This is a genomic window from Sulfitobacter pacificus (genome assembly GCF_030159975.1).
Lineage (GTDB): Bacteria > Pseudomonadota > Alphaproteobacteria > Rhodobacterales > Rhodobacteraceae > Sulfitobacter > Sulfitobacter pacificus.
Genome location: NZ_BSNL01000001.1, coordinates 1,682,580 through 1,709,002, shown reverse-complemented (window position 1 = coordinate 1,709,002; position 26,423 = coordinate 1,682,580). Strand labels below are relative to the sequence as shown.

The following is a 26,423-nucleotide window of genomic DNA, read 5'->3' as shown; positions in this document are numbered from 1 at the left end:
GAAATTTGGTAAATACGCGCCTAAACGGTGCTATTCTCCGGCGTTGTGATGGGCCAGTCGGGCGTGATGGGTCAGGAATTGCGCGGTTTTCTGGCTGAGGGGCTGGGTTGGCGGCGTCATCAGAAGGCGCCCGAAAAGGGCACGATAAGGTTCCTGTTGCAGCAGTTGTGTAAAACGGTTCTTGCGCCATTGCACGGCTTGGGCGTGCAGGGTGGCGAGGCGCGGATCGGCTTTCAGTCTTTCCAGTTCGGCGGCGCGTTGCGGGGCAAGGGCACTGACGGTGGTGTCGGTATCGGTGTTGAAATTGCGTTCCACGAAGTAATCGAGCCCCAGCCGGTCATCCGCATGTACCGCACGGCCGCGATCCGCCTTCACCACATAGGATTCCATGGCGCCCAAGGGATAATGGTTCAACTGCACCAGTTCGTAGTTGTCGCGCCCATAATCCGAAAAGATCCGCTTGGTCTTGAACGCCTCGGGCAGGGGGCGTCCGCTGCCATCAACCCAATGGGCCGCTGCCAGCCGTGTTTTATCCGGGTCGCGCGGGCGGTGGACACCGGGTTTTCGATAGGTGCCATCATTGCGGTACAGGGTTTTGAACATCGCAGCCCGCCAAGGCCAATGCATCACTACGGGGGCACATTGGGAGAATGTGTCCAAAACAGGTGTATCGTGATAATGCGCATGCCCCGAAGTGCCGAACAACCGCCACGTCAGGGTGATGGCGCTGACATCGGGCAGGGCGGCGTGCAGGGCGGTCAAGGTATGATCGCCAGTATGAATGTTTACAAACTCATCCACATCCAGCGGTAAAATCCAGTCGGCCTGTTTGACCTGCGCCGTTTTGGCTGCTGCTTTCAGCGCCGTAAACTGAATGCCGCCCTTGTCATAAGGACCTGTGTTGCGGATGTGGGTCAACAGGCCCATTTCCGCCAAACGGTCCAGCATCAGATCAGTGCCATCATCACAGTCGTTTGAAAAGACAAGGAAATCATCAAATCCGGTGGCGCGGTGATGTGCAAGCCATTCCAGAAGAAAAGCTGCTTCATTGCGCACACAGAGGATGGCGAGGTGGCACATTACCAGCGGTTGCGGAAGGCAACCACCTTGCCCTCAGAGCCGCGGTGATAATAGGTCAGACCCGCATCCATGAAAGCCCGAAACACCTTTTGGATGCCTTCGGGGCCGATCCATTGCGGATGGGTTTCAATGATCGCGGCGCGCAATCCGGTCAGGTCGATGGAGGGGATCAGATCAACCTCTGCTCCTTCGATGTCGCAGATCAGCACTGAGGCCCCGATGTCCTTGAAGGTGGTTTTTGCGTTCAACACGTCTACTTTGACGGATGGCGGGTCAACTTCGCCTTCCAGTACTTCCATCGAAGAGCCCAGCATTGGTTCGCGTATGTAAAAATCGACTTTGCCTTTGCGCGGACCGAGAATCGCGTTGGTGACATGGGCGTTGGTGACGCCATTCACCTCGTGGACCTGTTTCATATAGGGGATCAGATTGGCATTGGCTTCAAACACATGTACGGATTCAATCTTGCGTTTGGTGGCTACCAAGGTGGACATATAGCCAATCCCGCCGCCCAGTTCGACAACCACATCGCCGGCGCGCACCACCCGCAGCGCGGCTTCGCTTTCCTTGCGTTCATAGACACCGCGGCGCAGCATGCGGCGGATCTTGCCTTGCATGATCTCGGGGTGGCGGGGGAATTTCATGCCACGGGACATGATGAACGCGTCGTTTTTTTGTGTCTCGCCGTCCATGTCAGCTCTCCATATCCAGAGAAAGCGCATATGCCACACGCTCTGTTTCATTCAGTTTCACATCCAGCGCCTGACTGTAGAGCTCGGCAAATTCCGGTTTGCCATGCAGTTCAGCGGCCTTGGCCTTGTGCCATGCAAGCCCGTCCTGATGGGCCTGTTTCAACTGGGGGTCCTGCATCAGGCGGTCATATTCGGCCCGCAGGCGCGGGATATTACGTTTGATGGTCACATCGCGAAAATCGGACCAGTCCATGCGGATCCAATAGTTGATCCCAATGGAACGATCTACATGCAGGGCGCGGCCCCGCTGGCGTTTGATCAGGAAGCTTTCGGCACTGCGCAACGCGTAGTGGTTCAGTTGCAAAAGGTCGTACCCGACGTTCTTCTTCGAGGATCGCCAGCCGTTATGGGCGGCGTCGCGGGTCATATCCTGACCGGAGCCGTTCACCCATTTCACCTTGTTTTCAAAGGCTTCGTCCAGTTTGTTGGGTCGGTGGCAGGAGATCTTGGCATAGGCTCCGATGTTACGGAACATGGTTTTAAAGCCCCAGACAGTATGGGGTTTGGGGCAGTATTTCGGGGCGCAGGTGTCAAACTGATCAATCACAAAATCGTCGCTTAGGCGGGTCACCCCGTTATGGCCGAACAACCGCCATGTCATCGCGATATTGGTGGCATCGGGCACCGCGGCAAAAAGATCTTCCAGCGTACCATTGCCGGTCCGCACGTTCATGAATTCATCCACGTCAATATGCGCGATCCACTCTGCGTTCTGGATCAGCGGCTCCTTGAGCGATTTGTTCAGCGCATGTTGTTGCGGCGAATTGCCTTTCCAATTGTCATTGTTGCGGTGTTCCAGAATGCCCATTTCCATCAAGCGGCCAAGCACCTCATCGGTGCCATCGGTGCAATCATTGGTGTAGATCAGGAAGTTATCGACACCCATGGCGCGGTGATAGGCAACCCACTCCATGATATAGGGGGCTTCGTTCTTCATACAGCCGACAATCACATTGCCGCTGCTGCCGTTCTTCAATTTGCGTGGTGTTATTTCAGTATAGGCGGCGGCCAGCTCTTCCTCGTTTACTGCACCCAGATTGTTGTGCGGCTTGAACTGGGTGGACATTACCATCTGGTGGTTGACCTTGACGCGGTTCAACAGGCGTTCGTTGGCCTGCCGCTCTGCTTTGTCAGGGGTTTCACCCGCCAGAATACCGTCGAATTTTTCTGCGGCCTGTTGCGCGGCCTCAAGCTCGGCGCGTTTTTCTGCGCCAGAGGTGGAGGCCTTGCGCAAGGCGTGGGCGAAGGCGGCCAGATACTGGCTGGCGCGAAAGCCCATTGTCGGTTCGGCCTCTTGCCATGGTGCCAGCGGGGCATCAGGGCGCAGCACCGTTTTCAACTCGGGAAAGCGTTTGATCAATGCAGCATTGCCAGGCTTGAAATGATCCGACACCGCAGCAAGGCTGCCCGGCTCAATCGGCTGTCCGGTTGTGCGCACGTTCTTGTGTACCTGGGTCCAGATGTCGCGCGGGATAATCATGTCCCGGACCTTGCCATAGCGGATCAACATGTCGTTCATCTGCCGCATCCGGGCCAGAGAGGGGGCCGGCTCCGCTCTGAACAGGCGGTCGGGGTCAGACTTGCCAAAGGTGTTCTTGATACCCAGCGCGTCACAGACCACATCCATCCCCGCATCCGAGCTGAGCCGCGCCTGATCTAGCGGGCAGAGGGTCACATTGCCGCTGCCAAACACCGCCTCCCATGTCTTCAGAAGGGTTTGGTAATCCAGCCAAAACGGTGGCGCATGAATATCGTCAAAAACCCCGTACAGGGGGGCGGTCTTGCCGCGCATCGCCAAAGCACCTGCCCACCAGTCACTCTGCCCGGCCAGCGTGATTTCCTGATCAAGTGGGGTATGGCGCCCCTCAAGAATGGCAAAGCTGTAGTGTTGCGTCAAAAGGCGGGCCTGTTCGTCAACATGGGCGACGATCCGAATGCGATCGAAATAGGGGGTAAGCAGCTTATGCAACCGGGCAATTTCACTGGGGGCGTTTAGCAAGTTGCCCAGCTGCGCTGCGGCCATCACCACATGTTTGCCGTCCATTTGCGGCAGTTCTTTTTCAAACCGGCTGATAAATTCCGCAGTCAGTGTCTGTTGCACCAACGGATTGTCCAGCCCGCGCCGGTAACGCAGCATGCTGATGGCATCCGCTTCTGCACAGGCCGTGTAAAGGCGCACATGGTTCCATTCGGGGGCGAGAATCCCCTTCTTCGCCAGCGGACCCGCCTTTTCCTTAAGCAGGGCGCGAAACCGCATAGCCGATTTTTCGGTAGGGCCGATCAGCAGTGTCAGGTCAGGTTTGGGCATGTTCATCGCTCTCGGCATCCGGCGTATCGGCCCGGCGAATATTCTCGTTGGCTTTGCCCCACCAAGGCAATTCCAGACTGAGGAAGCGACTGATACGATGTTGGACGTTTTTTTCCTCCAGCTCATAGGCCAGAAAATTGGGTGAGCGGCGGAAGTAGCGGGCGCAGAAATCATAATGGCCGTTGACCCATTGGGTCAGGTTCTCGACATTGCCGCCATAGGGGCGTGGCAGTCCCGGCACGTCATTGCGCGGCAGCCGTGCTTTGCCAAGGTTATTCCAGCCCATGATGCTTTTGGCCACGGCCGCCGGATCGCGCATCGACAGCAGGAACTTGGCACCCGGATGATGTCTCAGGATGGCACCCAACATGCCGCTGTCGGTCTGGGGCCACATGCTCATCTTGCCGTTGATCGCGCTCATTTCCGTGATTGCATGAAATTCGTCGAACCGCGCCAACGGGTCGCCGCTGTCAAAGTAATCCTGATACATCAGTGGCGCGATCAACTGATCCTTGAGGTCGTCCCGAAAGGTCTGGCTTTCACGGATTCGCCAGTCGATGACGTTCAACCCCGCCCGGCGCAGCGCGGTGGCAAGGGTTGTGGTGCCTGATTTGGGCAGGCTCAGACTGATGATAGGGTTTGGGATCATGCGCCGGCCAACTCCTTGAGAATAGCCGTTTCTGCGTCGCTAAAGGGGGGGGCGTTGCGCAATTGCGTGCGCATCTGTTGATAGCTGTCCTGTGCCAGCAATGCGTCGCGTTTGGCCTTGTGCAAGGTGACCGCTTCGGCGTGCAGATCGGCGATCCCCTCCAGAGCCATCAACCGTGCCATTTCGCGGCGCAGGGGGGGCTCATACCGCAGAATGCTGTTGTCAAAATAGGCGGGATCATTGCGTTCGCGCCAATAGCTGTCGTCAAAGGCGCGGTGCTCGCGGTTCACATCACCGCGGTCGTTCTTGACCAGATAGCTGTCCAGCGAGCGTAGCGCGTAATGGTTCAGCGTGGCAAAGCGGCGTGCGTCGCGTGCCGGAAACGCCCGGATACGGCGTTTACCTGCGGCTTTGCGAAATGGTGGCGGCACCTGACGGCCCGACCCGTCGGTCCATTTTGGTTTTGCCTTTTCATCATCATGAAACGGGCGGTGCGCGCCGAAATATTCAGTTGGGAAATCATTTCGCACCAGCGATTTCACTTCAATTGCGGTATCTGCGCCCCAGATGTCAGGGTTGTGGCTATGCAGAAACTGGGTGATTACAGGCGCGTCCACATAATCCTCAACCCCGTTATTGGCCATGAACTGAAAAGTCACTGAAATCGCCTGTGGGTTTTGGCAGGCGTCAATCAGGGCAGGGATCGTGTGATCACCGGTATGGATGTTCAAAAATTCGTCTACATCCGCAATCCAGACCCAATCAGCCTGTTTCACCAAAGGGTGGCGGCGCGCCGCCTTCAGGGCCTGCATCTGGTAATTGCGGTTGGTCGCGGGGTTGGGCAGATGTGCAACCACCCCATGAGTTTCCAGCCTATCCAGCAGCCGGTCGGTGGCATCCGAGCAATCGTTTGAATAGAAAAGGAAATCCGTGACGCCAATGCAGCGGTTAAAGGCGATCCATTCCAACAGGAAAGGCCCTTCGTTCTTGACGCAGGTTACCGCTGTGATGCGCAGATCCGCCATCACCCAGCTGTCCGGGGGAAAGTTGTACTCGTTCTCATATCCGCCTCCGGGTTTCGGGATCAATGCCCGGAAACCTCGATTTATTTTCATAGACTATGCCAGCCCGTCCGAATCACGTCAATCTGGGAAGCAAAGGCAGGGCGCGGCGTGACAAATAGGCAAATCGGATGACTTGACCCCGGCACGTGCAAATGCACCTTTGGCGCATCGGGGAGAATGAAATGACGGAAATGACAAGCATCGATGCGGTGCAGAAGATGCTGGGTGATCAAGGCTACATCTGCGGGCGTGATTTGGGCACGGTGGTGTTTCTGAGTTTGCGACTGGGGCGGCCCTTGTTCCTTGAGGGCGAAGCGGGTGTCGGTAAAACCGAGATTGCCAAGGCGCTGGCCGCCGGGTTGAACCGCAAACTGATCCGTTTGCAATGTTATGAGGGGCTTGATGCCTCCTCTGCGGTTTATGAATGGAACTTTCCGGCACAGATGGTTGCCATCCGCGCTGCTGAAGCGGCGGGCGGGGCAGATACGGAGGCTCTGACCGCTGATCTGTTCAGCGATAAATACCTGATCGAACGCCCGCTGCTTGAGGCGATGCGCCCGGATGAAAACGGCGCGCCCATTCTGCTGATTGACGAGCTGGACCGCACCGATGCCCCCTTCGAGGCATTTTTGCTGGAGGCACTCAGCGATTTTCAGGTCACCATTCCGGAAATGGGCACAATCAATGCCCCAGAGCCACCCATCGTGATCCTGACCTCCAACCGCACCCGTGAAGTGCATGACGCATTAAAGCGCCGCTGCCTTTACCATTGGGTGGATTATCCTGATTTCGACCGTGAAATGGAGATATTGCAGGCCCGCGCGCCCGAAGCTGCTGAGAAGCTCAGCCGCGAAGTGGTCGCCTTTGTTCAACTGCTGCGCACCGAGGATCTGTTCAAGAAGCCCGGTGTGGCCGAAACCATCGACTGGGCGAAATGTCTGCTGGCGCTGGATGTGATCAACCTGAGCCCGGAAGTCATCGCCGACACGCTGGGCGCGATCCTCAAATATCAGGATGATATCGCCAAATTGCAGGGTTCTGAAGCCAAACGCATCCTTGATCAGGCCAAAGCAAGCCTGGAACCCGTATGATCCTCTTTTTGGCCTTAAATGCTGCAGGAGGTTTGGAGGACAGCGTCCTCCAATCAACCATTTATGGTTGAACACCTCCCCCTTGATCTTCCTGACGATCCCAAACTCGCGGGCAATATCACCCATTTTGCCCGTGCTCTGCGCCGCGCGGGGCTGCCCATTGGTCCCGGGCGGGTGATCGATGCGATCCGCGCGGTCGAAGCCGCAGGGTTTTCGAATAAGCCCGACTTTTACTGGACCCTGCACGCCTGTTTTGTGAACCGGCCTGAACATCGCAGGGTTTTTGCCCAGCTGTTCCGGCTTTACTGGCGCGATCCGCGTTACCTTGAACATATGATGGCAGCGATGCTGCCGGCGGTCCGTGGGGTGCAGGAAGACCGCCCCGCGCAAGCTGCGGAAAAACGTGCCGCCGAGGCGCTGCTCGACGGGGCAGAGGGGCCGGAACGAGGTGAGGAAGATGAGAGGCCTGACGAAGATACGGTGATTGAGGTGGACGCCAGTTTCACTATGTCTTCCTCTGAGCGTTTGCGCAGCCTGGATTTTGAACAGATGTCGCTGGCTGAAATGGCAGAGGCCAAGCGGATGCTGGCCCGGATAACCCTGCCGGTGAAACCCTTGCCTTCCCGGCGCGGTATGGCGGCTGCAAATGGCAGGATCGACGCTGCCCGTTCCTTGCGCGCGGCTTTGCGGCGCGGCGGAGAGATGCAGCAGCTGGCGTTTAAAAAACCACGTCCGCGCTATCCCAACCTGGTGGTGCTTTGTGATATTTCCGGGTCGATGAGCCAATATTCGCGGGTAATCCTGCATTTTCTACATGCGGTCAGCAATGCCAAGGGGGCGGGCTGGGCGCAGGTGCATGGTTTCACCTTCGGGACGCGGTTGACCAATATCACCCGTCATCTGGCCACCCGTGACGTGGATGCAGCATTGGCCGCAGCCGGAGCCGAAGCACAGGATTGGGAAGGCGGCACAAGGATTGGCGCGTCGATTGAAGCCTTTAATCGTGACTGGTCGCGCCGTGTCTTGGGGCAGGGTGCGGTGGTATTGCTGATCACCGATGGGCTGGACCGGGACAGGCCGGAAGAACTGGCGCGGCATATGCAGCGGTTGCATTTGACAGCGCGGCGGCTGATCTGGTTGAATCCTCTGCTGCGTTGGGACGGGTTTGCGCCCAAGGCCGCGGGCATTCGCGCGATGCTGCCGCATGTGGACAGCTTTCGTGCGGGTCATTCGATTGCTTCGCTGGAGGAACTGGCGCAGGTGATTTCCCGGCCCGATGATGTGGGTGAGAAAGCGCGGCTTATGGCGGCGGCGCATCAGCCCTGACGGGCCTCTTCACAGGTGATGGGAAAGGAAGGCGCTGCAGGCTCACCAAAACCAGTTGATTCCAAAGCCGCCCTTGCGCGATTCCCGTCTGACAGAGCAGCATGCCCTTGCCAAGAACAATAGCCGTTTCCCGCAGGCGGGGCCCGTGGCGATTGTTCTTGGCAAAGCCCCGCTGCCCCGTCCGCCCGGCCTCACGCAAGGGCGGCTCCGAAACCAGATGGTTCAGGCGAAGGTGGCTTCAAACGTGCCGCAATAAATCGACGACAGCTCTGCCAGGGGGGCGGATGTGCTGCCCATGGTGACATCGGTGCCGCCAAATTTGCCCACGGTGACAAGGGGCAGGCCAGCGGCAGTCGCGGCGATCATCAGGGCTTCGGCTTGATCAAAGTTACAAGCGATCAGATAGCGCGCCTGATCTTCGCCAAACAGGGTTGGGGTATCGGCAGCGTCGAGTGTAACGCCCACGCCCGCCGCTTCGGCCAGTTCAAAGGCGGCCAGTGCAAGCCCCCCATCGCTGAGGTCAGTGCAGGCTTTGATCAACGCGCGGTTGGCGCGGATGAAATCGCCATGGGCTTTTTCCGCAGCAAGATCAACGGCAGGCGCATCCCCTTCGCTGCGGCCAAACACTGTGGCCAACAGGGCGGATTGGCCAAGGTGGCCTTTGGTTTCGCCCAGCACGAGTGCAACATGGCCTTCGCGGACCTCGCAGCCGATGATTTCGTCAGGGTGGTTGATCAACCCGACCGCGCCGATGGTGGGGGTTGGCAGAATGCCGGTGCCATCGGTTTCATTATACAGTGAGACATTGCCGGAGACGATGGGCATGTCGAGGGCAGAAACCGCCGCGCCGATGCCTTTGATTGCGCCGACAAACTGGCCCATGATTTCGGGTTTTTCGGGATTGCCGAAGTTCATATTGTCTGTTGTTGCCAATGGCTTGGCCCCAACGGCGGTGAGGTTGCGATAGCTTTCCGCCACCGCCTGTTTGCCACCCTCGACCGGGTTGGCCTTGACGTAGCGCGGTGTCACATCCGAGGTGAAGGCGATGGATTTGTCGGTGCCATGCACCCGGATGATGCCAGCACCAATGCCGGGGGTGCGGGCGCTGTCGCCCATGACCATGGTGTCATATTGTTCGAACACCCAGTTTTTCGCGGCATAGTTCACGTCAGAAATCAGCGCTTTAAGCCCGTCAAGCGGATCAATACCCGGGACATCGGCCAGCGGTTCGGCGGGGGGTGTTTCTACCCATGGGCGGTCATATTCCGGTGCGGTGGATGCCAGTTTGCTGAGCGGCAGATCCGCCTTGAGTTCACCGTTCAGCATAATCAGGAAACGGTCTTCAGCCAGGGTTTCACCGACGATGGCAAAATCAAGGTCCCATTTGTCGAACACGGCTTTGGCTTCGGCCTCAAGTTCGGGTTTCAGAACCATCAACATACGTTCCTGAGACTCGGACAGCATCATTTCATAGGCGGTCATGTTCAACTCGCGGGTCGGCACTTTTTCAAGATCCAGACGCACGCCAAGGCCGCCCTTGTCGCCCATTTCCACAGCAGAGCAGGTCAGGCCAGCGGCTCCCATGTCCTGAATAGAGATCACGGCACCGGTGGCCATCAGTTCAAGCGTGGCTTCCATCAGGCGCTTTTCGGTGAACGGGTCACCAACCTGCACAGTGGGGCGTTTCTCTTCGATGGTATCATCAAATTCAGCCGAGGCCATGGTTGCACCGCCCACGCCATCACGTCCCGTCTTGGCACCAAGGTAGACCACCGGCATGCCAACCCCGGACGCGGCGGAATAGAATATCTTGTCTGTATCAGCGAGGCCCGCAGCAAAGGCGTTGACCAGACAATTGCCATCATAAGCGGTGTCAAAGCGGACTTCACCGCCGACGGTCGGTACGCCGAAGCAATTGCCGTAGCCACCAACACCGGCGACAACCCCATGCACCAGCTGGCGGGTTTTCGGGTGATCGGGGTGGCCAAAGCTGAGCGCGTTCATTGCCGCAATCGGGCGTGCGCCCATGGTGAAGACATCGCGCAGGATGCCGCCAACACCTGTCGCGGCCCCTTGATAGGGTTCGATATAGCTGGGGTGGTTATGCGATTCCATCTTGAACACCAGCGCCTGACCGTCGCCGATATCGACAATACCGGCATTTTCGCCCGGGCCACAGATCACCTGCGGGCCTTCCGTAGGCAGGGTGCGCAGCCATTTTTTCGATGACTTATAGGAGCAATGTTCGTTCCACATCGCTGAAAAGATGCCCATTTCCGTGTAATTCGGATCGCGGCCAAGGATATTCTTGACCTCTGCGAATTCATCGGGGGTAAAGCCGTGGGCGGCGATCAGTTCATCGGTGATGGCAGGTTCTTGCATGCGGTTTGTCCCCTTGGCGCTGATGCTGCGGTTCTTAGTGCAACCATGGCGAAGGGGGAAGGGGGCAGCCGGACCCATATGCAAAAAGACCGCACCCGGTGAAAGGTGCGGTCAGAGGCAGTGTTGCCAGGGAATGGTAAGATTACATCACGATGACAGTTGTGCGTGTCTCGTCGTCAGCTTTCGATCCATCCTGTGCTTGCAGGTACAGGTTGTCCTCTGAGGTATCGATGAAGATCTTGCCGTCTTTCAGCACAATGCTGTCAGGCAGCAGTGTGATAACCAAAAGCTCCGCATCAATTTTAGTGTCTTCGTTCAGGTCGACCTCAAGGTTGGGGTTGCCCTGTGCATCGATGGTCACATCTTTGATCATGCCCAGAACCTTGCCTTCATTGGTTTGGAAATCTGCGCCGATTGAGGCCGCCAATGCGTCATACTGTTCTTCGGTCATCGCCATCCGCGTTGCGTCAAATGCGGAGTCGCCAATGCCGAAACGCTTTGTCACCAGATCATTGCTGGTATCGGTTGAGCCCACTTCATTTGCATTACCGCCTTCGGTAATCGCTGGCGAATTGCCTTGCAGGTCGCTGGCCGAGTTTTCAGCGGCGAAGGCGAATGAGGTGGCGACCATTGTTGCGATTGCAGTTGTGGTTGCAAGAATTGAACGTGTCATTTTATGTTCCTTTAACTTCGTTGTCCGCAGCGTCTGCGGTCTTGCCTACTCAACGGATGGGCTGCCATGATCGTTCCAACTGTATCTGAAGTATTTGCTCTAAATTATCTTAAATACTTGAAATATATTAACTTATTTTATTGATTTCTGCGTGTCGCTGTTGAGCGAAACGCCTGGGCAGTGGCGCGGTATGATATGTGAAGGAGTCAAAACTGCCAATCTGACGGGCATGCCTCACCAGTGAAGAATGTCAGACAGTTTGGCAGGACAGGACAGTGCGCTGGGGTGTTACCGCCAGTCGAACCGCAGGGGGGCAAGAAAAGAGGCGAAAAAAAAGGCCGAGCATAAAGCTCGGCCAAGTCCAACAGGGAGGTATAAAGCAACAGCCTTGCGGCCATCAAACTTTATAATGATGAATTAAGAGGCGATGTGCCTCCAATCAAGTCATGAACGTATGTTTTTTGACATATCCGCTATGCTCTCTGCGCATAACTGGGCGAAGTCACATATCTTTCAGGCGTTTTCGGTAGCTTATGATCTCGTCTTGTACAAAATCTTTGAAGGCAGAGACCCGTTTGGATTGGCGCAACTCTTCTGGATAGGCAAGAAATACCGGTACATCGGCGGATTGTGTTTCTGGCAGAACCTGTACCAGATCGGGAAAGTCCTCTGTCAGGTAGTTCGGCAGTACGCCGATTCCCAAATCATGCAGCACACCTTGCAGCACGCCGAAATAGTTGTTCACGGTTAAAAGTGACCGCACATCATGCATCATCAGTTGCTGGATCAGGGTCACACCGGCCCCAACCTGATCGCTGTCGGTATTCTGGCAGATCAACCGGTGATCTGACATGTCTTCGATCTTTTGCGGGGTGCCATTGGCCTCAAGATATGCAGGGGAAGCATAGAGGCACATCTTGATCATCATCAGTTTCTTGCGGATCAGGTCGGCCTGAGATGGTTCTTTCATACGGATCGCCACATCGGCTTCGCGCATTGGCAGGTCCAGCACCCGTTCCTCAAGCATCAGATCGACTTTGAGGTCGGGAAATTTTTCGTAAAGTTTGGGCAGGCGCGGGGCCAGCCAAAGTGTGCCGAAGCCGGTGGTGGTGGTGACCCGTAATTCGCCAAAGACTTCTTCTTCGCTGTCGCGGATACGGGCAGAGGCGGTATCTAGCCGTTTGGTCATGGCGGCGGTGGCGTCAAACAGCAGCTCGCCCTGTTCCGTCAGGATCAGCCCACGGGCGTGGCGGTGGAACAGATTGGTGTTCAGCTGTTCCTCCAGACCGCGAATCTGGCGTGAGACGGCGGATTGTGACAGGTTCAGCTTGTCTCCCGCATGGGTCAACGAGCCAGCATCTGCGACAGCGTGAAATATTCTGAGCTTGTCCCAATCCATTTGATCCAGTCCCTTGTTGGTGCACCCGTGAGTTGCTCCGGATGGGCACTGCCTACCCTATAGTAGCCCCTCAAGAATAGAGGGAAGGGGGAATAAATGCAGCGGATGGGCAGAAAATGACTGTATACAGGTCAGCATTTATGACCTATAATTGATCGAGCTATTGCGCCAGATCGTCGGAACCAGGGAGACCGCCATGACCAGCCAAAAGATATCGCTTAACGACCGCTTTGATCTGGAAAGATCAACTGTCCTGCTGAACGGCACGCAGGCTTTGGTGCGGATGATGCTGATGCAATCCGCGCGGGATCGTGCTGCCGGGCTGAACACCGCTGGTCTGGTGACCGGATATCGCGGATCACCCTTGGGAGCGGTGGATTTGCAGATGGCCAAGGCCGAAAAGGTGCTGACACAACATCAGGTTACATTTCAGGCCGGGTTGAACGAAGATCTGGCGGCGACAGCGCTTTGGGGCTCCCAACAGGCGGAGCTGCGCGGTGAAGGCAAATATGATGGTGTCTTTGGCCTGTGGTACGGCAAGGGGCCGGGGGTGGATCGCACCGGTGATGTGATGCGCCACGCGAATATGGCGGGCAGCTCGGTGCATGGTGGCGTCCTGATGGCCATGGGGGACGATCACACGGGCGAATCCTCTACCGTGCTGCACCAGTCGGAATGGGCCATGGTGGATGCCTATATGCCGGTGGTCAGCCCGGCAGGGGTGCAAGAAATTCTGGATTACGGCATCTATGGCTGGGCGTTGTCGCGATTCTCGGGGCTTTGGGTTGGCCTGAAGACCATGAAGGACACGGTTGAAGCCACCAGTGTGGTCAATGGTGATCCAAACCGGATGCAGCTGGTTACGCCCGATTTTGACATGCCCGAAGGCGGGCTGAACATCCGGCTGGGTGATACGCCCCATGCGCAGGAAGCGCGGATGATTGATTACAAACGCTATGCCGCCGAGGCGTTCAGCCATGCCAATAAGATGGACAAGCGTGTCTGGGGTAAACCCGGTGCAAAGATCGGTTTTGTCGCGGCAGGCAAGAACTGGCTGGACCTGATCCACGCGATGAGCCTGCTGAATATTGATGAGAATGAGGCAGAGCGTCTGGGGATCTCCCTATACAAGGTGGGACAGACCTTTCCGCTGGATATGCGCGGCTTTCATACCTTCGCTGAAGGTCTGGATTTGGTTGTGGTGGTTGAGGAAAAGCGCAAGCTGATTGAAGTGCAGATCAAGGAGGCCTTGTTCTCTGATCAGCACCGGCGTGTTTACGGCTGGTACAAGGCCGGGGGCGCTGGGCTGGAACATGGTGAGGAACTGTTCCCGACACGTGGCGCGCTGGACCCGATTTACATCGCGCAAAAGCTGGGCGAGATCCTGATCGAAGAGGGGCGCGAAACCGAAGGGGTCAAAGCGGGCATGGCCGCTTTGGACGAGGCCCGTCGCGCCGACAATGCAGAAGAGATCGCCGCGCGGATGCCGTATTTCTGTTCCGGCTGCCCGCATAACTCTTCCACCAAGGTGCCAGATGGCAGCCGCGCCTATGCCGGTATCGGCTGCCACTATATGGTGCAGTGGATGGATCGCGAAACCACCGGCTTCACCCATATGGGCGGCGAAGGTGCAAACTGGATCGGCGAGGCACCGTTCTCCACCCGCAAACATGTGTTCCAGAACCTTGGGGACGGCACCTATAACCACTCCGGTGTGCAGGCGATCCGTGCGGCCCTCGCGGCGGGGACCAATATCACCTATAAGATCCTCTACAATGATGCGGTTGCCATGACGGGGGGGCAGGATAACGAAGGCGATCTGAACGCGCCGCGCATCGTAGCCGAGCTGCAGGCCATGGGGGTGAAAAACCTTGCGGTGGTCTATGACGAGAAAGAAGACGTTGATGCAGCTGCTTTCAAAGGGGTGGCGATGCATGAACGCGCCATGCTGGAAACGGTGCAAAAGGACTTTGCCACCAAGGAAGGCGTCAGCGCGATCGTTTATATCCAGACCTGTGCGGCTGAAAAACGTCGACGTCGCAAGCGCGGTCTGTTCCCCGATCCTGATAAGCGGTTGTTTATCAATACCGATGTCTGTGAAGGCTGTGGCGATTGCGGTGTGCAATCCAACTGCGTGTCGCTTGTGCCAGCAGAAACCGAACTGGGGCGGAAACGCGCGATTGATCAATCCTCCTGTAACAAGGATTTCTCTTGTATTAATGGCTTCTGCCCGTCCTTTGTGACGCTGGAAGGTGCCAGCGTGCGCAAGGACCCGACAACCAAGATCGAAATACCCGACCTGCCGATGCCTGAATTGCCCGTGATCGAGGGCACCCATAATGTGGTGATTACCGGGGTCGGTGGCACGGGTGTGGTGACCATCGGTGCGCTGATGGCGCAGGCGGCGCAGCTGGACGGCAAAGGCGCGGGTATGATGGAGATGGCAGGCCTTGCCCAGAAGGGGGGCGCGGTGCATATCCACTGCCGTCTGGCAAATGATCCCGGTGATATCTCGGCCATTCGTGTCGCGACAGGCGAAGCCCATGCGCTGATCGGTGGAGATCTTGTGGTGTCGGCCGGGTCCAAGACGCTGGGGCTGACGCAGGGCGGTCGCACGGGAGCGGTTGTGAACTCGCATCAGATCATCACTGGCGATTTCACCCGCGATACCGAATTCCAGATGCCCTATGATCGGCTGACGCTGGCGCTTGAAGCGCGGTTGAAAGATGGTGTGACGATGTTCGATGCATCCGATCTGGCCAAGGCCGCATTGGGCGATTCGATCTTTTCCAATATGATGGTGCTTGGGGGCGCGTGGCAAAAGGGGCTGCTGCCCCTGACCCTTGAGGCATTGCAGGAGGCGATCCGTATGAACGGGGCGGCGGTTGACCGTAACCTGCGGGCTTTCGAAATCGGGCGCTGGGCGGCCCTGTACCCGGAAGATGCGCGGCGTGTGTCCGAACCCAAAGTGGTGGCCCTGCCCAAAACACTGGAGGAGCGGATCACCTTCCGCATGGAGCATCTGACCCAGTATCAGGGCAAACGTCTGGCTAAACGCTATGCCAAGCTGGTGAACGGCATTGCTGATGATGAGGTGAAGGCGGCGGTGGCCGAAGGCTATCACAAGCTGTTGTCTTATAAGGACGAATATGAAGTGGCTCGCCTGTTGCTGAGCAGCCGTGAACAGGCACAGGCAGAGTTTGAAGGTGACTTTAAGATGTCATTCAACCTTGCACCGCCGCTGTTGTCGAAAACCGGTCCCAATGGCCGCCCGATGAAACGCGAGTTTGGTCCGTGGCTGGAGGGCCCCTTGCGCCTGATGGCGCGGATGAAAGGGCTGCGTGGCACGCCGCTGGATGTTTTTGGCTATACCGCAGAACGCAAGATGGAGCGGGCGTTGATCAAGCAATATGAGCAGGACATGGCAGAGGTGCTTGGGCAGGTAACCGACCAGACCCGCGCGGCAATTGTGGCTTTGGCCGAATTGCCCAAACAGATCAGGGGGTTCGGTCCGGTGAAACAGGCAGCGGAGGCCAAGGCCGCAAAACGGCGCGAGGAACTGCTAAGCGTGATCCGCGCTGGTGGACCATCGGTGGCAAAAGCTGCCGAGTAAATCTGCGCTGGGCCAGTCATGCCGGTGTTACCTATCTGCGCTATCTGATGGGGAAACCGGCATGCGGAGCAGATATGGTTCAGTTCACCCATCATCGCCTATCGGCGCTTAGCTATGCCTCGAGTGCAGACAGCAGGTCCGGCAAGGCGCTGATCCGATTGATGGAAAACTCTACCGGGCGGTTGCAACTGATCAAACGGGCGCGGGGCTACGAGCAGGAACTTCTGTCTGGCCGCAGCTTTTTCGAAGTGATGACAGCGCGTTATGGGTTAAGCCTTGAGGTGGTGGGGGGCGCGCTGGACATGATCCCCCGTGACGGACCGGTCATTTTCATTGCCAACCACCCCTATGGTATCCTTGACGGGTTGATGTTGGGCCATCTGATGGAACGCAGGCGGGCTGATTTTAAAATCATGGCAAATGCAGTGTTCAACGGCGCGGCCGATCTGAACCAATATCTGTTGCCGATCAGCTTTGAAACGGACAAGGCGGCATTGACATTGAACCTTGCGACGCGACGCAAGGCGTTGGACTATCTTGGGCAGGGCGGCGCAGTGGGTGTGTTTCCGGGGGGCACGGTCAGCACCGCAGCGAGACCGTTTTCGCGGCCCATGGACCCCGGCTGGCGCAGCTTTACCGCCCGCATGATCGCCAAATCACGTGCCACGGTGGTGCCGATCTATTTTGAGGGTCACACCAGCCGTTTGTTCCAGATTGCCAGCCATTTGCACGCGAACCTACGCATGGGCCTGCTGATCAAAGAGTTCCGCAAGCGGGTGGATACGCCGGTGCGGGTGGTCATCGGGGCCCCCTTGGGCCGGGATGTTCTGGACCCAATTGCCGCAGATGCAAAAGCCATGATGGATTTCCTGCGCAAAGCCACTTATGAGTTGTCGCCAGAGCCATTGGTGACAACCGAGCTTGGCTTTGAATTTGAGGAACATCATCGTGCCTGAAAGGGCTGAGGCAACATGGCAATTGGTATTTTCGACAGTGGTTTGGGCGGGTTAACCGTTCTGCAAGCCGTGCAGGAGCGGCTGCCCGAGACAGAGTTTGTCTATCTCGCGGACAGCGCCCATGCGCCTTATGGGGTGCGCACGGCGGAAGATATCTATGATCTGACCACCGCTGCGACCCAGCGGTTGTTTGATGCGGGCTGTGATCTGGTGATCCTTGCGTGCAATACGGCCTCTGCGGCGGCCTTGCGGCGGATGCAGGAAGCATGGGTGCCAGCGGACAAGCGGGTGCTGGGGGTTTTTGTGCCTTTGATCGAGGCGCTGACGGAACGGCAGTGGGGGGATAACTCCCCCCCGCGTGAAGTGGCGGTGAAACATGTGGCGCTGTTTGCCACGCCTGCCACCGTGTCCAGCCGTGCCTTCCAGCGCGAGCTGGCGTTTCGCGCGATTGGCGTCGATGTCGAAGCTCAAGCCTGTGGCGGGGTTGTTGATGCAATCGAGGATGGTGATTTCATCCTCGCCGAAGCACTCGTACGCAGCCATGTGGATGCATTGAAACGCAAAATGCCTGAACCGCATGCGGCCATTCTAGGGTGTACCCATTATCCGTTGATGCAGGAAACCTTCCAGTCGGCCTTGGGCGAGGGGGTGAATGTTTATAGTCAGGCGAACCTCGTGGCCGAAAGCCTTGCCGATTATCTTGAGCGTCATCCCGACAAAGTCGGCACCGGCAATGCGGCGTTTTTGACGACGGGAGATCCAGCCAAAGTATCCGCCCGTGCGACACAGTTTTTGCGACGATCAATCAGCTTCACCGCCGCTTAATTTTCGCTTAAACGATACCCCAATAAGGGACCAATAAAATGTACAATATCGCCATTCTGGGTGCTTCCGGTTACACGGGCGCAGAGTTGATCCGGTTGATTTCCGGACATTCGTCCATGAAAATCAGGGCTTTGGGAGGAAACTCCAAAGCCGGTCAATCCATGGCCGAAGTTTTCCCACATCTGCGCCATCTGGATCTTCCCGCACTTGTGACAATCGAGGATATCGATTTTTCCCAGATTGATCTGTGTTTCTGCGCCTTGCCGCATAAGACCTCGCAAGAGGTGATTGCCAAACTGCCTGCGGATTTGAAAATCGTTGATTTATCGGCTGACTTCCGGCTGCGTGACCCCGAAGCCTATAAGAAATGGTATGGCAACGATCATGCGGCCTTGGATCAGCAGGGCGAAGCGGTTTATGGGCTAACCGAATTTTACCGCGAAGAGATCAAGAACGCGCGTCTGGTGGCTGGCACAGGATGTAACGCTGCAACCGGGCAATTTGCCTTGCGGCCCCTGATTGCTGCCGGGCTGATTGATCTGGATGAGATCATCATGGACCTGAAGTGCGCCGTATCGGGCGCGGGCCGGTCGCTGAAGGAAAACCTGCTGCATGCGGAATTATCCGAAGGCTATCACGCCTATGCCATTGGCGGGACACACCGGCATCTGGGCGAGTTTGATCAGGAGTTTTCTGCCGTGGCGGGCCGGCCTGTGAAGGTGCAGTTCACCCCGCATCTGGTGCCGGCAAACCGGGGTATCCTTGCGACCTGTTACGTTAAAGGCGATGCGCAGGAGATTCAGGCAGAGCTGGAAAAAACCTATGCGGATGAACCCTTTATCGAGGTGCTGCCCTTGGGTGAGGCTCCCAGCACGCGCCATATTCGCGGATCGAATTTCTGCCATATCGGGGTGGTGCAGGACCGTATCGCAGGACGTGCTATTGTGGTGGCGGCGCTGGATAACCTGACAAAAGGTAGCAGCGGGCAGGCGTTGCAGAATGCCAACTTGATGTTAAATATAGCGGAGACCGAGGGGCTGATGATGGCCCCGCTATTTCCGTGAGCGGCATGAAAAGCCTAAAGAAACAACGTCGTATCCAAGTGATCGCTCTGGCGGTTGTGGCCTTGATCGGTTCAACCGCCCTGATTGGCTATGCGATGCGTGACGGGATCAACTTTTTCCGCGCGCCCTCGCAGGTGATTGCAGAACCGCCCGCCGCCTCAGAGGTGTTTCGCATCGGCGGGTTGGTCGAAGAGGGCACATTGGTGCGCGGCGAAAGTGAAACCGTGCGTTTTAGCGTGACGGATGGCGGCGCAACGGTGCCGGTGACCTATCGCGGGGTGTTGCCTGATCTGTTTGAGGAAGGTCAGGGTATGGTTGGCACCGGCAGTTATGTCAACGGTGTCTTTGAAGCCACTGAAATTCTTGCAAAACACGATGAAACCTACATGCCAAAAGAGGTTGTGGACGCGCTGAAGGAACAGGGTGTCTATGTAGAGCCGGAGAGCTGACAGCGGCCGCTGCCCCTTCATTTCATTAACCAATCTCTGACCTTCTGACCGTGAAACGTGGTGAGGAGCGCAGCATGATATCTGTCAGGGAGATTGCAGAGCAAATCGTCGCCCGCGAGGGGGGATTTGTGAATGACCCGGATGACCCGGGTGGGGCGACGAATTTCGGTGTGACGATTCACACGATGCGCCGTCTGGGGGTTGATCTGAACCGTGACGGGCAGGTCGACATCCGCGACGTCAAAGCGTTAAGCCGCCGACAGGCGGTTGATATTTTTATCAAACATTACTTTGAAAAGCCGCTGATTGGCGATTTGCCCGATGCGTTGCAGCCGTCGGTTTTTGACATGTATGTCAACGCGGGGTCCAATGCGATCCGCATTTTGCAACAGCTCTTGCGGACCATGGGAATCAAGGTGACGGTGGACGGTGTATTGGGGCCACAAACACTTTCCGCCGCGCGTCAGGCCATGGCCGCAGCCCCGGATCATCTGGTGGATGCCTATGGGATTGCGCGGCGTAACTACTATTTCCGGTTGGCTGATCAACGGCTTGCCAGCCGGAAATATGCGCGCAACCGGGCAGGGGGCAAAGGCGGGTGGATCAGGCGGGCAGAGGAATTTATCGCGCCAGCCTACCACCTTAGCACAGAGGCATTTCAACAAAGGGTCTCAGCATGGGATTGATCGAACGGGTGTTGACGCTGGTGTTTGGCGGCCAAAACAATCTGGTTCGCGACACGGTCGAAGTGTTTCGCGAAAACGCCGAGGCCGGGGCGCAGCGCGGCGCAGAGGTGCAGGGCCAAGCAATGACGCAATTTGGGGCGGAGTTTCTGGTGCCCCGCCGCGGCAGGTTTGACCGGTTCATGGACGGGCTGAACCGTCTTCCGCGTCCTGCGCTGGCTTTGGGAACGCTGGGGCTTTTTGTTTCGGCCATGGTTGAACCTTTGTGGTTTGCTGAACGGATGCAAGGGATTGCATTGGTGCCGGAACCGCTGTGGTGGCTTTTGGGGGTGATTGTGTCGTTCTATTTCGGGGCCCGCCATCAGGTAAAAGCACAGGAGTTCCAGCGCGAGATCGTTAGCGGTGTCGCGCAGGTGCCGGAAGTTTTGCGCAACATTGCCCAGATCCGCAGCTTGCGTGCCGATGGCGTTGCGGTGGCAGATACCGCACCGGATGCGGTTCTTTTGGCCCGTTCCATCGCACCGACAGGCAATGCCGCCCTTGACGCGTGGCGGCAGTCGCGCCGCTGACTGCGACGCTTTGGCGCCTGCTGACGTTGGATTGACGTAGCAGCGGGCGCAATTGCCGCCTATATTCGCGGCATGATTACAGAACTCGGACATTTCGCCCTGATCCTCGCCGCCCTTGTCGCGGTTGTGCAAATGGTGGTGCCTTTGATTGGTGCCCATAAACGTTGGGCCGGGTGGATGGCCGTTGCCGAACCAGCCGCCGGGGCGCAGTTTGCACTGACGGCTTTGTCCTTTGGGGCGCTGGTCTGGGCGTTTGTCGTCTCTGATTTTTCGTTGCGGCTGGTCTGGGCGAACAGCCATTCCGCCAAACCGATGCTTTATAAAATCAGCGGCACATGGGGCAACCACGAAGGCTCGATGCTGCTTTGGGTGTTGATCGTGACCCTGTTTGGCGCGATGGCCGCGTGGTTTGGGGGCAATCTGCCCCCCAGTCTGAAAGCACGGGTACTCAGCGTGCAGGCAGCAATTGCGGTGGCGTTTTTCGGGTTTATCCTATTCACTTCCAATCCGTTTCTGCGTTTGGAAACCCCGCCTTTTGACGGGCAAGACCTTAACCCGCTGTTGCAAGACCCCGGTTTGGCATTTCATCCGCCGTTTCTTTATCTCGGCTATGTTGGCCTGAGCATGACGTTCAGTTTTGCGGTTGCAGCGCTGATGGAAGGGCGCGTGGATGCGGCGTGGGGGCGTTGGGTGCGTCCCTGGACCTTGGCCGCCTGGGTGTTCCTGACCATTGGCATCGCGCTTGGGTCCTGGTGGGCCTATTATGAACTGGGCTGGGGTGGTTTCTGGTTCTGGGATCCGGTTGAAAACGCGTCCTTTATGCCTTGGCTGTTGGCGGCTGCGCTGTTGCATTCCGCCATTGTGGTTGAGAAACGCGAGGCGTTGAAAAGCTGGACGATACTGCTGGCGATCCTTGCTTTTGGTTTTTCGCTGATCGGCACATTCATCGTGCGGTCAGGGTTGCTGACCTCGGTCCATGCTTTCGCAAATGACCCTGAACGCGGCATCTGGATCTTGTTGATCATGGGGTTCTTTATGGGCGGTGCCTTGGTGCTGTTCACCCTGCGGGCCGGCGCGATGGAGGCCAAGGGCGTCTTTGCCTTGGCCAGCCGCGAATCCGCCTTGGTGGTGAATAACCTCTTGCTGGCGGTGGCCTGCTTTGTGGTTTTTGTCGGCACCATGTGGCCGCTGGTGGCAGAGATGTTCTTTGACCGTAAGCTGAGCGTCGGACCGCCGTTTTTCAACGCGGCCTTTACGCCGTTTATGGTGGCGCTGGGGGTGATCCTGCCGGTTGGCGCAGCCATGCCGTGGAAACGGGCTGGCATCATCAAGGCCTTCAAACCGCTGCGCTATGTGTTTCTGCTGGCACTGGCGGTTGGCGGTTTGACCTATGCGATGCAAACCGGACGCAGCATGATCGGGCCGATTGGCCTGTTTCTCGGGGCCTGGCTGGTGATGAGCGTGGTTGTGGAACTGGTGCAGCGCAGCGGGCGCGGAGCAAACCGCCTGCGCCGCTTGGCACGTTTGCCGCGTGCCGATTGGGGCAAGGCAACGGCCCATGCAGGGTTGGGGATTACCATGGCCGGTATTGCGGGGCTAACCGCCTGGACACAGGATGACATCCGCGCGGTGCAGTTGGATCAACCATGGAACGTGGGTAAATATGAGCTGACCCTGACCGATGTGCAGGAGGTACGCGGACCGAACTACCTGTCAACAATGGGTGTACTGACATTGCGCAAGGGGGGGGATTTCATTGCGGAATTGCGTCCAGAGAAACGGTTCTACCCGGTGGCGCAGATGCCGACCACCGAGGCGGGGATTGATTATGATCTGATCCGCGACGTCTATGTGGTGATCGGGGACCAGCAGAGCAATGGCGGCTGGACGGTGCGCACCTATATCAAGCCGCTGACCAACTGGATCTGGATCGGGGCGGCGCTGATGGCGCTTGGTGGGATGCTGAGCCTGAGTGACAGGCGGTTCCGCGTGGCGGCTGGGGCGGTCAACAAGGGCCGTCAAACGCCGGTGCCTGCGGAATGAAACATCTTGTCTTGATCCTGATGCTGATTGCGACACCGCTTTGGGCGGTTGAGCCGGATGAAATTCTGGATGATCCGGTGCTGGAACAGCGTGCGCGGGAGCTGTCCAAGGGCCTGCGCTGTCTGGTCTGCCAGAATGAAAGCATTGATGAAAGCAACGCTACCCTTGCACGTGATCTGCGCCTGCTGGTGCGTGAACGTCTGTTGGCGGGCGATAGTGACGAAGCGGCCGTAGAGTATATCGTTGCGCGCTATGGTGAATTTGTTCTGCTGAACCCGCCGGTGACCGGTGCCAACTGGCTGCTCTGGGGGGCAGGACCGTTGATGTTGCTTTTGGCGGGGGGGCTTGGCTTTGTCTATCTGCGGGGGCGTGCGGCAGGGCGCAGCACCCCTGATGCGCCGCTGGACGCGGAAGAGCAGGCCCGGCTGGACAAGATTCTGGGCCGCTGATGCGGAAATCTGCGGATGACGTCCGGTTTTGCTGGTTCCTCGTATCTGCTTTGGTAACACTGTGCAAAATTTCCTAATAAGGACGCTCGATTATGGACTACCAGACCATCACCTATACCGTTGAGAATGACGTGGCGCTGATCACCATGTCGCGGGCTGACAAGATGAACGCGCTGACCACGCAAATGCGGGCCGAGATTGCCCATGCGGCGACACAGGGTGGCAAGGATGCACGGGTTCTGGTGATTACAGGCGCGGGGCGGGCGTTTTGTTCGGGACAGGACCTTGGTGACCGCGCAGGCGGGGCGTCGATTGATATGGAACGTACGCTGCGCGACGAATACGCGCCGATGCTGCGGGCGATTGTGAATTGCCCGGTGCCGACAATTGCGGCGGTGAATGGCCCGGCGGCAGGGGCGGGGGCAAACCTTGCGCTGGCGGCAGATGTGGTGATCGCCGCGGAGTCAGCCTATTTCCTTCAAGCCTTCACACGTATCGGGTTGATCCCGGATGCGGGCGGCACCTATGTGCTGCCGCGTTCCATGGGAACAGCCAAGGCAATGGGCGCGGCCCTGTTTGCGGATAAGATCAGTGCCCGTCAGGCAGATGACTGGGGGATGATCTGGGAGGCGGTGCCGGATGCGGAGTTTGAGGCCAACTGGCGTGGCAAGGCGACCCATCTGGCCGCAGGGCCAACAGCGGCCTATGCAGAGGTCAAGAATGTGATCCGCGGCTCCTGGGACAATAGTTTTGAAGAGCAGCTGACCCTTGAAGCACAGGCGCAGGGCATCTGCGGCAAATCAAGGGATTTCAAAGAAGGCGTGCTGGCCTTCACGGAAAAACGCCCCGCGACATTCGAGGGGCGTTGATACGCAGAGTTTTGCGAAATGGGCCTCGACCTGATGGTCGGGGCCTTTGCGCCATTCTAGATCGAGCGTTCAACCAGCAACACATCTTCCGGCGAGACCGCTGGTCCTGCGGCGCGGGCGATCACCGCCACGGCAACCCCGTCGGCCAGCACTGTATGCACCGAGCCTGAGACCTGTTTAATCGTGATCTCCGGCGGTGTTTCACCCTTGTTATAGACCACAGCGACCTGATCACAGTCATGCATCGTATCGGGCACAAATGCGCCTTGCGGTGCATGTTGCTTGGCCTGTGAGCTCGGCATCAACCCGGCAGCACGTTCCCAACGCAAGGCACCATCATATTTGTCGCGGTTCATGTGCGGTGCCCCCTGTCGATGCTGCGCATGATCCGCGCCTGCACCAAAGCCGATCTGCGTTTTGCATAGCTGCGCTGAGCAACATCAGCGATAAGGAGACAGGATAGGAGAGCAGTTACCGCAACAAACATGAGACTTCCTTCAATGTGTTAACGAGACGCTAACGGCTTGGCAGGGTTTGCGTCAATGATGTGGCAAGGATTGTACAAGGGGGCGAAACAATGCCTTCATTGTGCCTCATTTCTGCCCGCTCCGTTTCGATACCGGCAATTGCAACAGAAACAATTCTACCATTTTTAACCTAATTTCGCAGTTTTGGCGCGATTCTATTCGTATTGATTCGGAACGGAAATGGGGCAGCTCTGCCACATTTGGCAGGCTTGGTTAAAATTTGTTTCGGCTCCGTAAACAGCCCCAAACGCAAAAACGCCCCGGACAAAGCGGGGCGTTTTCTTTGGCAATATCCTGCGGGATCAGCGGTTTTCGATATCCACGTAATCGCGGCTTGTCTCGCCCAGATACAACTGGCGCGGGCGACCGATTTTGTTCTGTGGGTCCGCGATCATCTCTTTCCACTGGGAAATCCAGCCGACGGTGCGCGATAGTGCGAAGATCGGTGTGAACATCGATGTGGGGAAGCCCATGGCTTCCAGAATAACACCGGAATAGAAGTCGACGTTCGGGAAGAGTTTCTTCTCCGCGAAGTAGGGATCTGCCAGCGCCGCTTTTTCAAGCTCCTTGGCGACCTGCAGAATCGGGTTGTTCTCCACACCCAGCAGCTCCAGCACCTCGTCGGCGCTTTCCTTCATCACGGTCGCACGCGGGTCGTGGTTCTTATAGACGCGGTGGCCAAAACCCATTAGGCGGAACGGATCGTTCTTGTCTTTCGCGCGGGCGATAAACTCTGGGATGCGGTCCGGTGTGCCGATTTCCTTGAGCATCTCAAGGCAGGCCTGGTTCGCACCACCATGGGCAGGGCCCCAGAGACAGGCAATCCCCGCCGCGATACAGGCAAAGGGGTTCGCACCAGAGGAGGACGCCAGACGCACGGTCGAGGTAGAAGCGTTCTGTTCGTGATCCGCATGCAGGGTAAAGATACGGTCCATGGCGCGGCTGAGGATTGGATCAACAACGTAATCCTCGGCAGGAACGCCAAAGCACATGCGCAGGAAGTTGGATGCATAATCCAGATCATTGCGCGGGTATTCAAAGGGCTGACCGATGGTGTACTTATAGGCCATGGCGGCAATGGTCGGCATCTTGGCGATCAGACGGATCGTTGCGACCTCGCGCTGCCATTCGTCGGTGATATCAGTGCTGTCGTGGTAAAAGGCAGACATCGCGCCCACAACACCAACCATAATCGCCATTGGATGCGCATCGCGGCGGAAACCGCGGAACAGATACATCATCTGTTCGTGCAACATGGTGTGGTTGGTCACGCGGCTTTCGAAATCCTCCAACTCTGCCGGGGAGGGCAGGTTACCGTAAAGCAGCAGATAGCACACTTCGAGGTAGTGGGATTTGCTTGCCAATTGGTCAATGGGATAGCCGCGGTGCAGCAAGACACCTTCTTCGCCGTCAATAAAGGTGATCCGGCTGTCGCAAGCGGCAGTCGAGGTGAAACCGGGATCGTAGGTAAAGACATCTGCCTGCGCATAGAGCTTGCGGATATCAATCACATCAGGGCCGGCGGTCGGCGAGAAAATCGGTAGGTCGTAGCTTTTGCCGTCAATGGTCAGCGTTGCGGATTTCGTACTCTCTGTCATGCGGTCCCTTTCGTCCGGTGGGCAGCTGGCGTTCTGCCAGCTGTCTGGGGCTTG

22 protein-coding genes are annotated in these 26,423 nt (G+C 57.4%); 12 read left to right on the top strand and 10 right to left on the bottom strand.

Annotation, left to right across the window (positions count from 1 at the left end; translation table 11 throughout):
• Positions 1–30: 30 nt before the first annotated feature.
• Genes QQL78_RS08625 through QQL78_RS08605 form a run of 5 tightly spaced genes read right to left on the bottom strand, consistent with a single transcriptional unit; the run spans position 31 to position 5,805 of the window.
• Positions 31–1,080 carry a glycosyltransferase family 2 protein gene (locus QQL78_RS08625; protein WP_284372499.1) on the bottom strand — a complete coding sequence of 350 codons (1,050 nt, stop codon included), beginning with the start codon at positions 1,078–1,080 and terminating at the stop codon, positions 31–33.
• Complete coding sequence (locus tag QQL78_RS08620) at positions 1,080–1,772, bottom strand: FkbM family methyltransferase (protein WP_284372498.1); 693 nt, start codon at positions 1,770–1,772, stop codon at positions 1,080–1,082. The genes QQL78_RS08625 and QQL78_RS08620 overlap by 1 nt, the downstream gene beginning before the upstream one ends.
• A gap of 1 nt (position 1,773) precedes the next feature.
• Complete coding sequence (locus QQL78_RS08615; protein ID WP_284372497.1) at positions 1,774–4,140, bottom strand: glycosyltransferase family 2 protein; 2,367 nt, start codon at positions 4,138–4,140, stop codon at positions 1,774–1,776.
• Positions 4,127–4,789 (bottom strand): sulfotransferase family protein, encoded by a 663-nt coding sequence (locus QQL78_RS08610; protein WP_284372496.1) that lies wholly within the window; start codon positions 4,787–4,789, stop codon positions 4,127–4,129. Before QQL78_RS08610 ends, QQL78_RS08615 begins: the two co-directional genes overlap by 14 nt.
• Positions 4,786–5,805: a glycosyltransferase family 2 protein gene (locus QQL78_RS08605; RefSeq protein ID WP_284375510.1), complete on the bottom strand. Its 1,020-nt coding sequence runs from the start codon at positions 5,803–5,805 to the stop codon at positions 4,786–4,788. The genes QQL78_RS08610 and QQL78_RS08605 overlap by 4 nt, the downstream gene beginning before the upstream one ends.
• Before the next feature lie 230 nt (positions 5,806–6,035).
• Here QQL78_RS08605 and QQL78_RS08600 point away from each other — a divergent pair, with 230 nt between their 5' ends.
• Positions 6,036–6,944, top strand: coding sequence for an AAA family ATPase (locus QQL78_RS08600; protein WP_284372495.1), 909 nt, complete (start codon positions 6,036–6,038; stop codon positions 6,942–6,944).
• 63 nt (positions 6,945–7,007) lie between these two features.
• Entirely contained in the window at positions 7,008–8,270 is a 1,263-nt protein-coding gene (locus tag QQL78_RS08595) for a vWA domain-containing protein (protein WP_284372494.1), read from the top strand.
• A gap of 222 nt (positions 8,271–8,492) precedes the next feature.
• Here the strand turns inward: QQL78_RS08595 and purL are convergent, their stop codons facing one another.
• The 3 genes from purL to QQL78_RS08580 form a co-directional block, all read right to left on the bottom strand.
• Entirely contained in the window at positions 8,493–10,652 is a 2,160-nt protein-coding gene (purL, locus tag QQL78_RS08590; RefSeq protein ID WP_284372493.1) for a phosphoribosylformylglycinamidine synthase subunit PurL, read from the bottom strand.
• A 142-nt stretch (positions 10,653–10,794) separates the two neighbouring features.
• Complete coding sequence (locus tag QQL78_RS08585) at positions 10,795–11,325, bottom strand: PRC-barrel domain-containing protein (protein ID WP_284372492.1); 531 nt, start codon at positions 11,323–11,325, stop codon at positions 10,795–10,797.
• Between the two features lie 502 nt (positions 11,326–11,827).
• Positions 11,828–12,724 carry a LysR family transcriptional regulator gene (locus QQL78_RS08580; protein WP_284372491.1) on the bottom strand — a complete coding sequence of 299 codons (897 nt, stop codon included), beginning with the start codon at positions 12,722–12,724 and terminating at the stop codon, positions 11,828–11,830.
• A gap of 196 nt (positions 12,725–12,920) precedes the next feature.
• Here QQL78_RS08580 and QQL78_RS08575 point away from each other — a divergent pair, with 196 nt between their 5' ends.
• From QQL78_RS08575 to QQL78_RS08530, 10 genes are all read left to right on the top strand, one after another.
• Positions 12,921–16,337, top strand: coding sequence for an indolepyruvate ferredoxin oxidoreductase family protein (locus QQL78_RS08575; protein ID WP_284372490.1), 3,417 nt, complete (start codon positions 12,921–12,923; stop codon positions 16,335–16,337).
• A gap of 74 nt (positions 16,338–16,411) precedes the next feature.
• The gene (locus tag QQL78_RS08570) at positions 16,412–17,293 is read left to right on the top strand and encodes a lysophospholipid acyltransferase family protein (protein WP_284372489.1); all 882 of its coding nucleotides are present in this window, start codon (positions 16,412–16,414) and stop codon (positions 17,291–17,293) included.
• Between the two features lie 15 nt (positions 17,294–17,308).
• Positions 17,309–18,118, top strand: coding sequence for a glutamate racemase (gene murI / locus QQL78_RS08565; RefSeq protein ID WP_284372487.1), 810 nt, complete (start codon positions 17,309–17,311; stop codon positions 18,116–18,118).
• A 38-nt stretch (positions 18,119–18,156) separates the two neighbouring features.
• Positions 18,157–19,182, top strand: a complete 1,026-nt coding sequence (gene argC / locus QQL78_RS08560) for an N-acetyl-gamma-glutamyl-phosphate reductase (RefSeq protein ID WP_284372486.1) — start codon at positions 18,157–18,159, stop codon at positions 19,180–19,182.
• A 5-nt stretch (positions 19,183–19,187) separates the two neighbouring features.
• Positions 19,188–19,631 (top strand): cytochrome c maturation protein CcmE, encoded by a 444-nt coding sequence (ccmE, locus tag QQL78_RS08555; RefSeq protein ID WP_284372484.1) that lies wholly within the window; start codon positions 19,188–19,190, stop codon positions 19,629–19,631.
• A 74-nt stretch (positions 19,632–19,705) separates the two neighbouring features.
• Positions 19,706–20,317, top strand: a complete 612-nt coding sequence (locus tag QQL78_RS08550; protein ID WP_284372482.1) for a holin-associated N-acetylmuramidase — start codon at positions 19,706–19,708, stop codon at positions 20,315–20,317.
• Complete coding sequence (locus QQL78_RS08545; protein WP_284372480.1) at positions 20,308–20,883, top strand: holin family protein; 576 nt, start codon at positions 20,308–20,310, stop codon at positions 20,881–20,883. Before QQL78_RS08550 ends, QQL78_RS08545 begins: the two co-directional genes overlap by 10 nt.
• A gap of 72 nt (positions 20,884–20,955) precedes the next feature.
• Entirely contained in the window at positions 20,956–22,926 is a 1,971-nt protein-coding gene (locus QQL78_RS08540; protein WP_284372478.1) for a heme lyase CcmF/NrfE family subunit, read from the top strand.
• Positions 22,923–23,375 carry a cytochrome c-type biogenesis protein gene (locus QQL78_RS08535; RefSeq protein ID WP_284372476.1) on the top strand — a complete coding sequence of 151 codons (453 nt, stop codon included), beginning with the start codon at positions 22,923–22,925 and terminating at the stop codon, positions 23,373–23,375. The genes QQL78_RS08540 and QQL78_RS08535 overlap by 4 nt, the downstream gene beginning before the upstream one ends.
• 92 nt (positions 23,376–23,467) lie before the next feature.
• Positions 23,468–24,244 (top strand): enoyl-CoA hydratase-related protein, encoded by a 777-nt coding sequence (locus QQL78_RS08530; protein ID WP_284372474.1) that lies wholly within the window; start codon positions 23,468–23,470, stop codon positions 24,242–24,244.
• A 56-nt stretch (positions 24,245–24,300) separates the two neighbouring features.
• Here the strand turns inward: QQL78_RS08530 and QQL78_RS08525 are convergent, their stop codons facing one another.
• Positions 24,301–24,600 (bottom strand): hypothetical protein, encoded by a 300-nt coding sequence (locus QQL78_RS08525; RefSeq protein ID WP_284372473.1) that lies wholly within the window; start codon positions 24,598–24,600, stop codon positions 24,301–24,303.
• A gap of 473 nt (positions 24,601–25,073) precedes the next feature.
• Entirely contained in the window at positions 25,074–26,369 is a 1,296-nt protein-coding gene (locus QQL78_RS08520) for a citrate synthase (protein ID WP_284372471.1), read from the bottom strand.
• Positions 26,370–26,423 lie beyond the last annotated feature (54 nt).

Bases quoted from the DNA above. Each gene is read 5' to 3' on its own strand.
- QQL78_RS08530 (WP_284372474.1), top strand. From the start codon at position 23,468: ATGGACTACCAGACCATCACCTATACCGTTGAGAATGACGTGGCGCTG.
- QQL78_RS08595 (WP_284372494.1), top strand. From the start codon at position 7,008: ATGGTTGAACACCTCCCCCTTGATCTTCCTGACGATCCCAAACTCGCG.
- QQL78_RS08535 (WP_284372476.1), top strand. From the start codon at position 22,923: ATGAAACATCTTGTCTTGATCCTGATGCTGATTGCGACACCGCTTTGG.
- argC (WP_284372486.1), top strand. From the start codon at position 18,157: ATGTACAATATCGCCATTCTGGGTGCTTCCGGTTACACGGGCGCAGAG.
- QQL78_RS08615 (WP_284372497.1), bottom strand. From the start codon at position 4,140: ATGCCCAAACCTGACCTGACACTGCTGATCGGCCCTACCGAAAAATCG.
- murI (WP_284372487.1), top strand. From the start codon at position 17,309: ATGGCAATTGGTATTTTCGACAGTGGTTTGGGCGGGTTAACCGTTCTG.
- purL (WP_284372493.1), bottom strand. From the start codon at position 10,652: ATGCAAGAACCTGCCATCACCGATGAACTGATCGCCGCCCACGGCTTT.
- QQL78_RS08580 (WP_284372491.1), bottom strand. From the start codon at position 12,724: ATGGATTGGGACAAGCTCAGAATATTTCACGCTGTCGCAGATGCTGGC.
- QQL78_RS08585 (WP_284372492.1), bottom strand. From the start codon at position 11,325: ATGACACGTTCAATTCTTGCAACCACAACTGCAATCGCAACAATGGTC.
- QQL78_RS08550 (WP_284372482.1), top strand. From the start codon at position 19,706: ATGATATCTGTCAGGGAGATTGCAGAGCAAATCGTCGCCCGCGAGGGG.
- QQL78_RS08540 (WP_284372478.1), top strand. From the start codon at position 20,956: ATGATTACAGAACTCGGACATTTCGCCCTGATCCTCGCCGCCCTTGTC.
- ccmE (WP_284372484.1), top strand. From the start codon at position 19,188: ATGAAAAGCCTAAAGAAACAACGTCGTATCCAAGTGATCGCTCTGGCG.
- QQL78_RS08620 (WP_284372498.1), bottom strand. From the start codon at position 1,772: ATGGACGGCGAGACACAAAAAAACGACGCGTTCATCATGTCCCGTGGC.
- QQL78_RS08625 (WP_284372499.1), bottom strand. From the start codon at position 1,080: ATGTGCCACCTCGCCATCCTCTGTGTGCGCAATGAAGCAGCTTTTCTT.
- QQL78_RS08520 (WP_284372471.1), bottom strand. From the start codon at position 26,369: ATGACAGAGAGTACGAAATCCGCAACGCTGACCATTGACGGCAAAAGC.
- QQL78_RS08575 (WP_284372490.1), top strand. From the start codon at position 12,921: ATGACCAGCCAAAAGATATCGCTTAACGACCGCTTTGATCTGGAAAGA.
- QQL78_RS08610 (WP_284372496.1), bottom strand. From the start codon at position 4,789: ATGATCCCAAACCCTATCATCAGTCTGAGCCTGCCCAAATCAGGCACC.
- QQL78_RS08600 (WP_284372495.1), top strand. From the start codon at position 6,036: ATGACGGAAATGACAAGCATCGATGCGGTGCAGAAGATGCTGGGTGAT.
- QQL78_RS08545 (WP_284372480.1), top strand. From the start codon at position 20,308: ATGGGATTGATCGAACGGGTGTTGACGCTGGTGTTTGGCGGCCAAAAC.
- QQL78_RS08525 (WP_284372473.1), bottom strand. From the start codon at position 24,600: ATGAACCGCGACAAATATGATGGTGCCTTGCGTTGGGAACGTGCTGCC.
- QQL78_RS08570 (WP_284372489.1), top strand. From the start codon at position 16,412: ATGGTTCAGTTCACCCATCATCGCCTATCGGCGCTTAGCTATGCCTCG.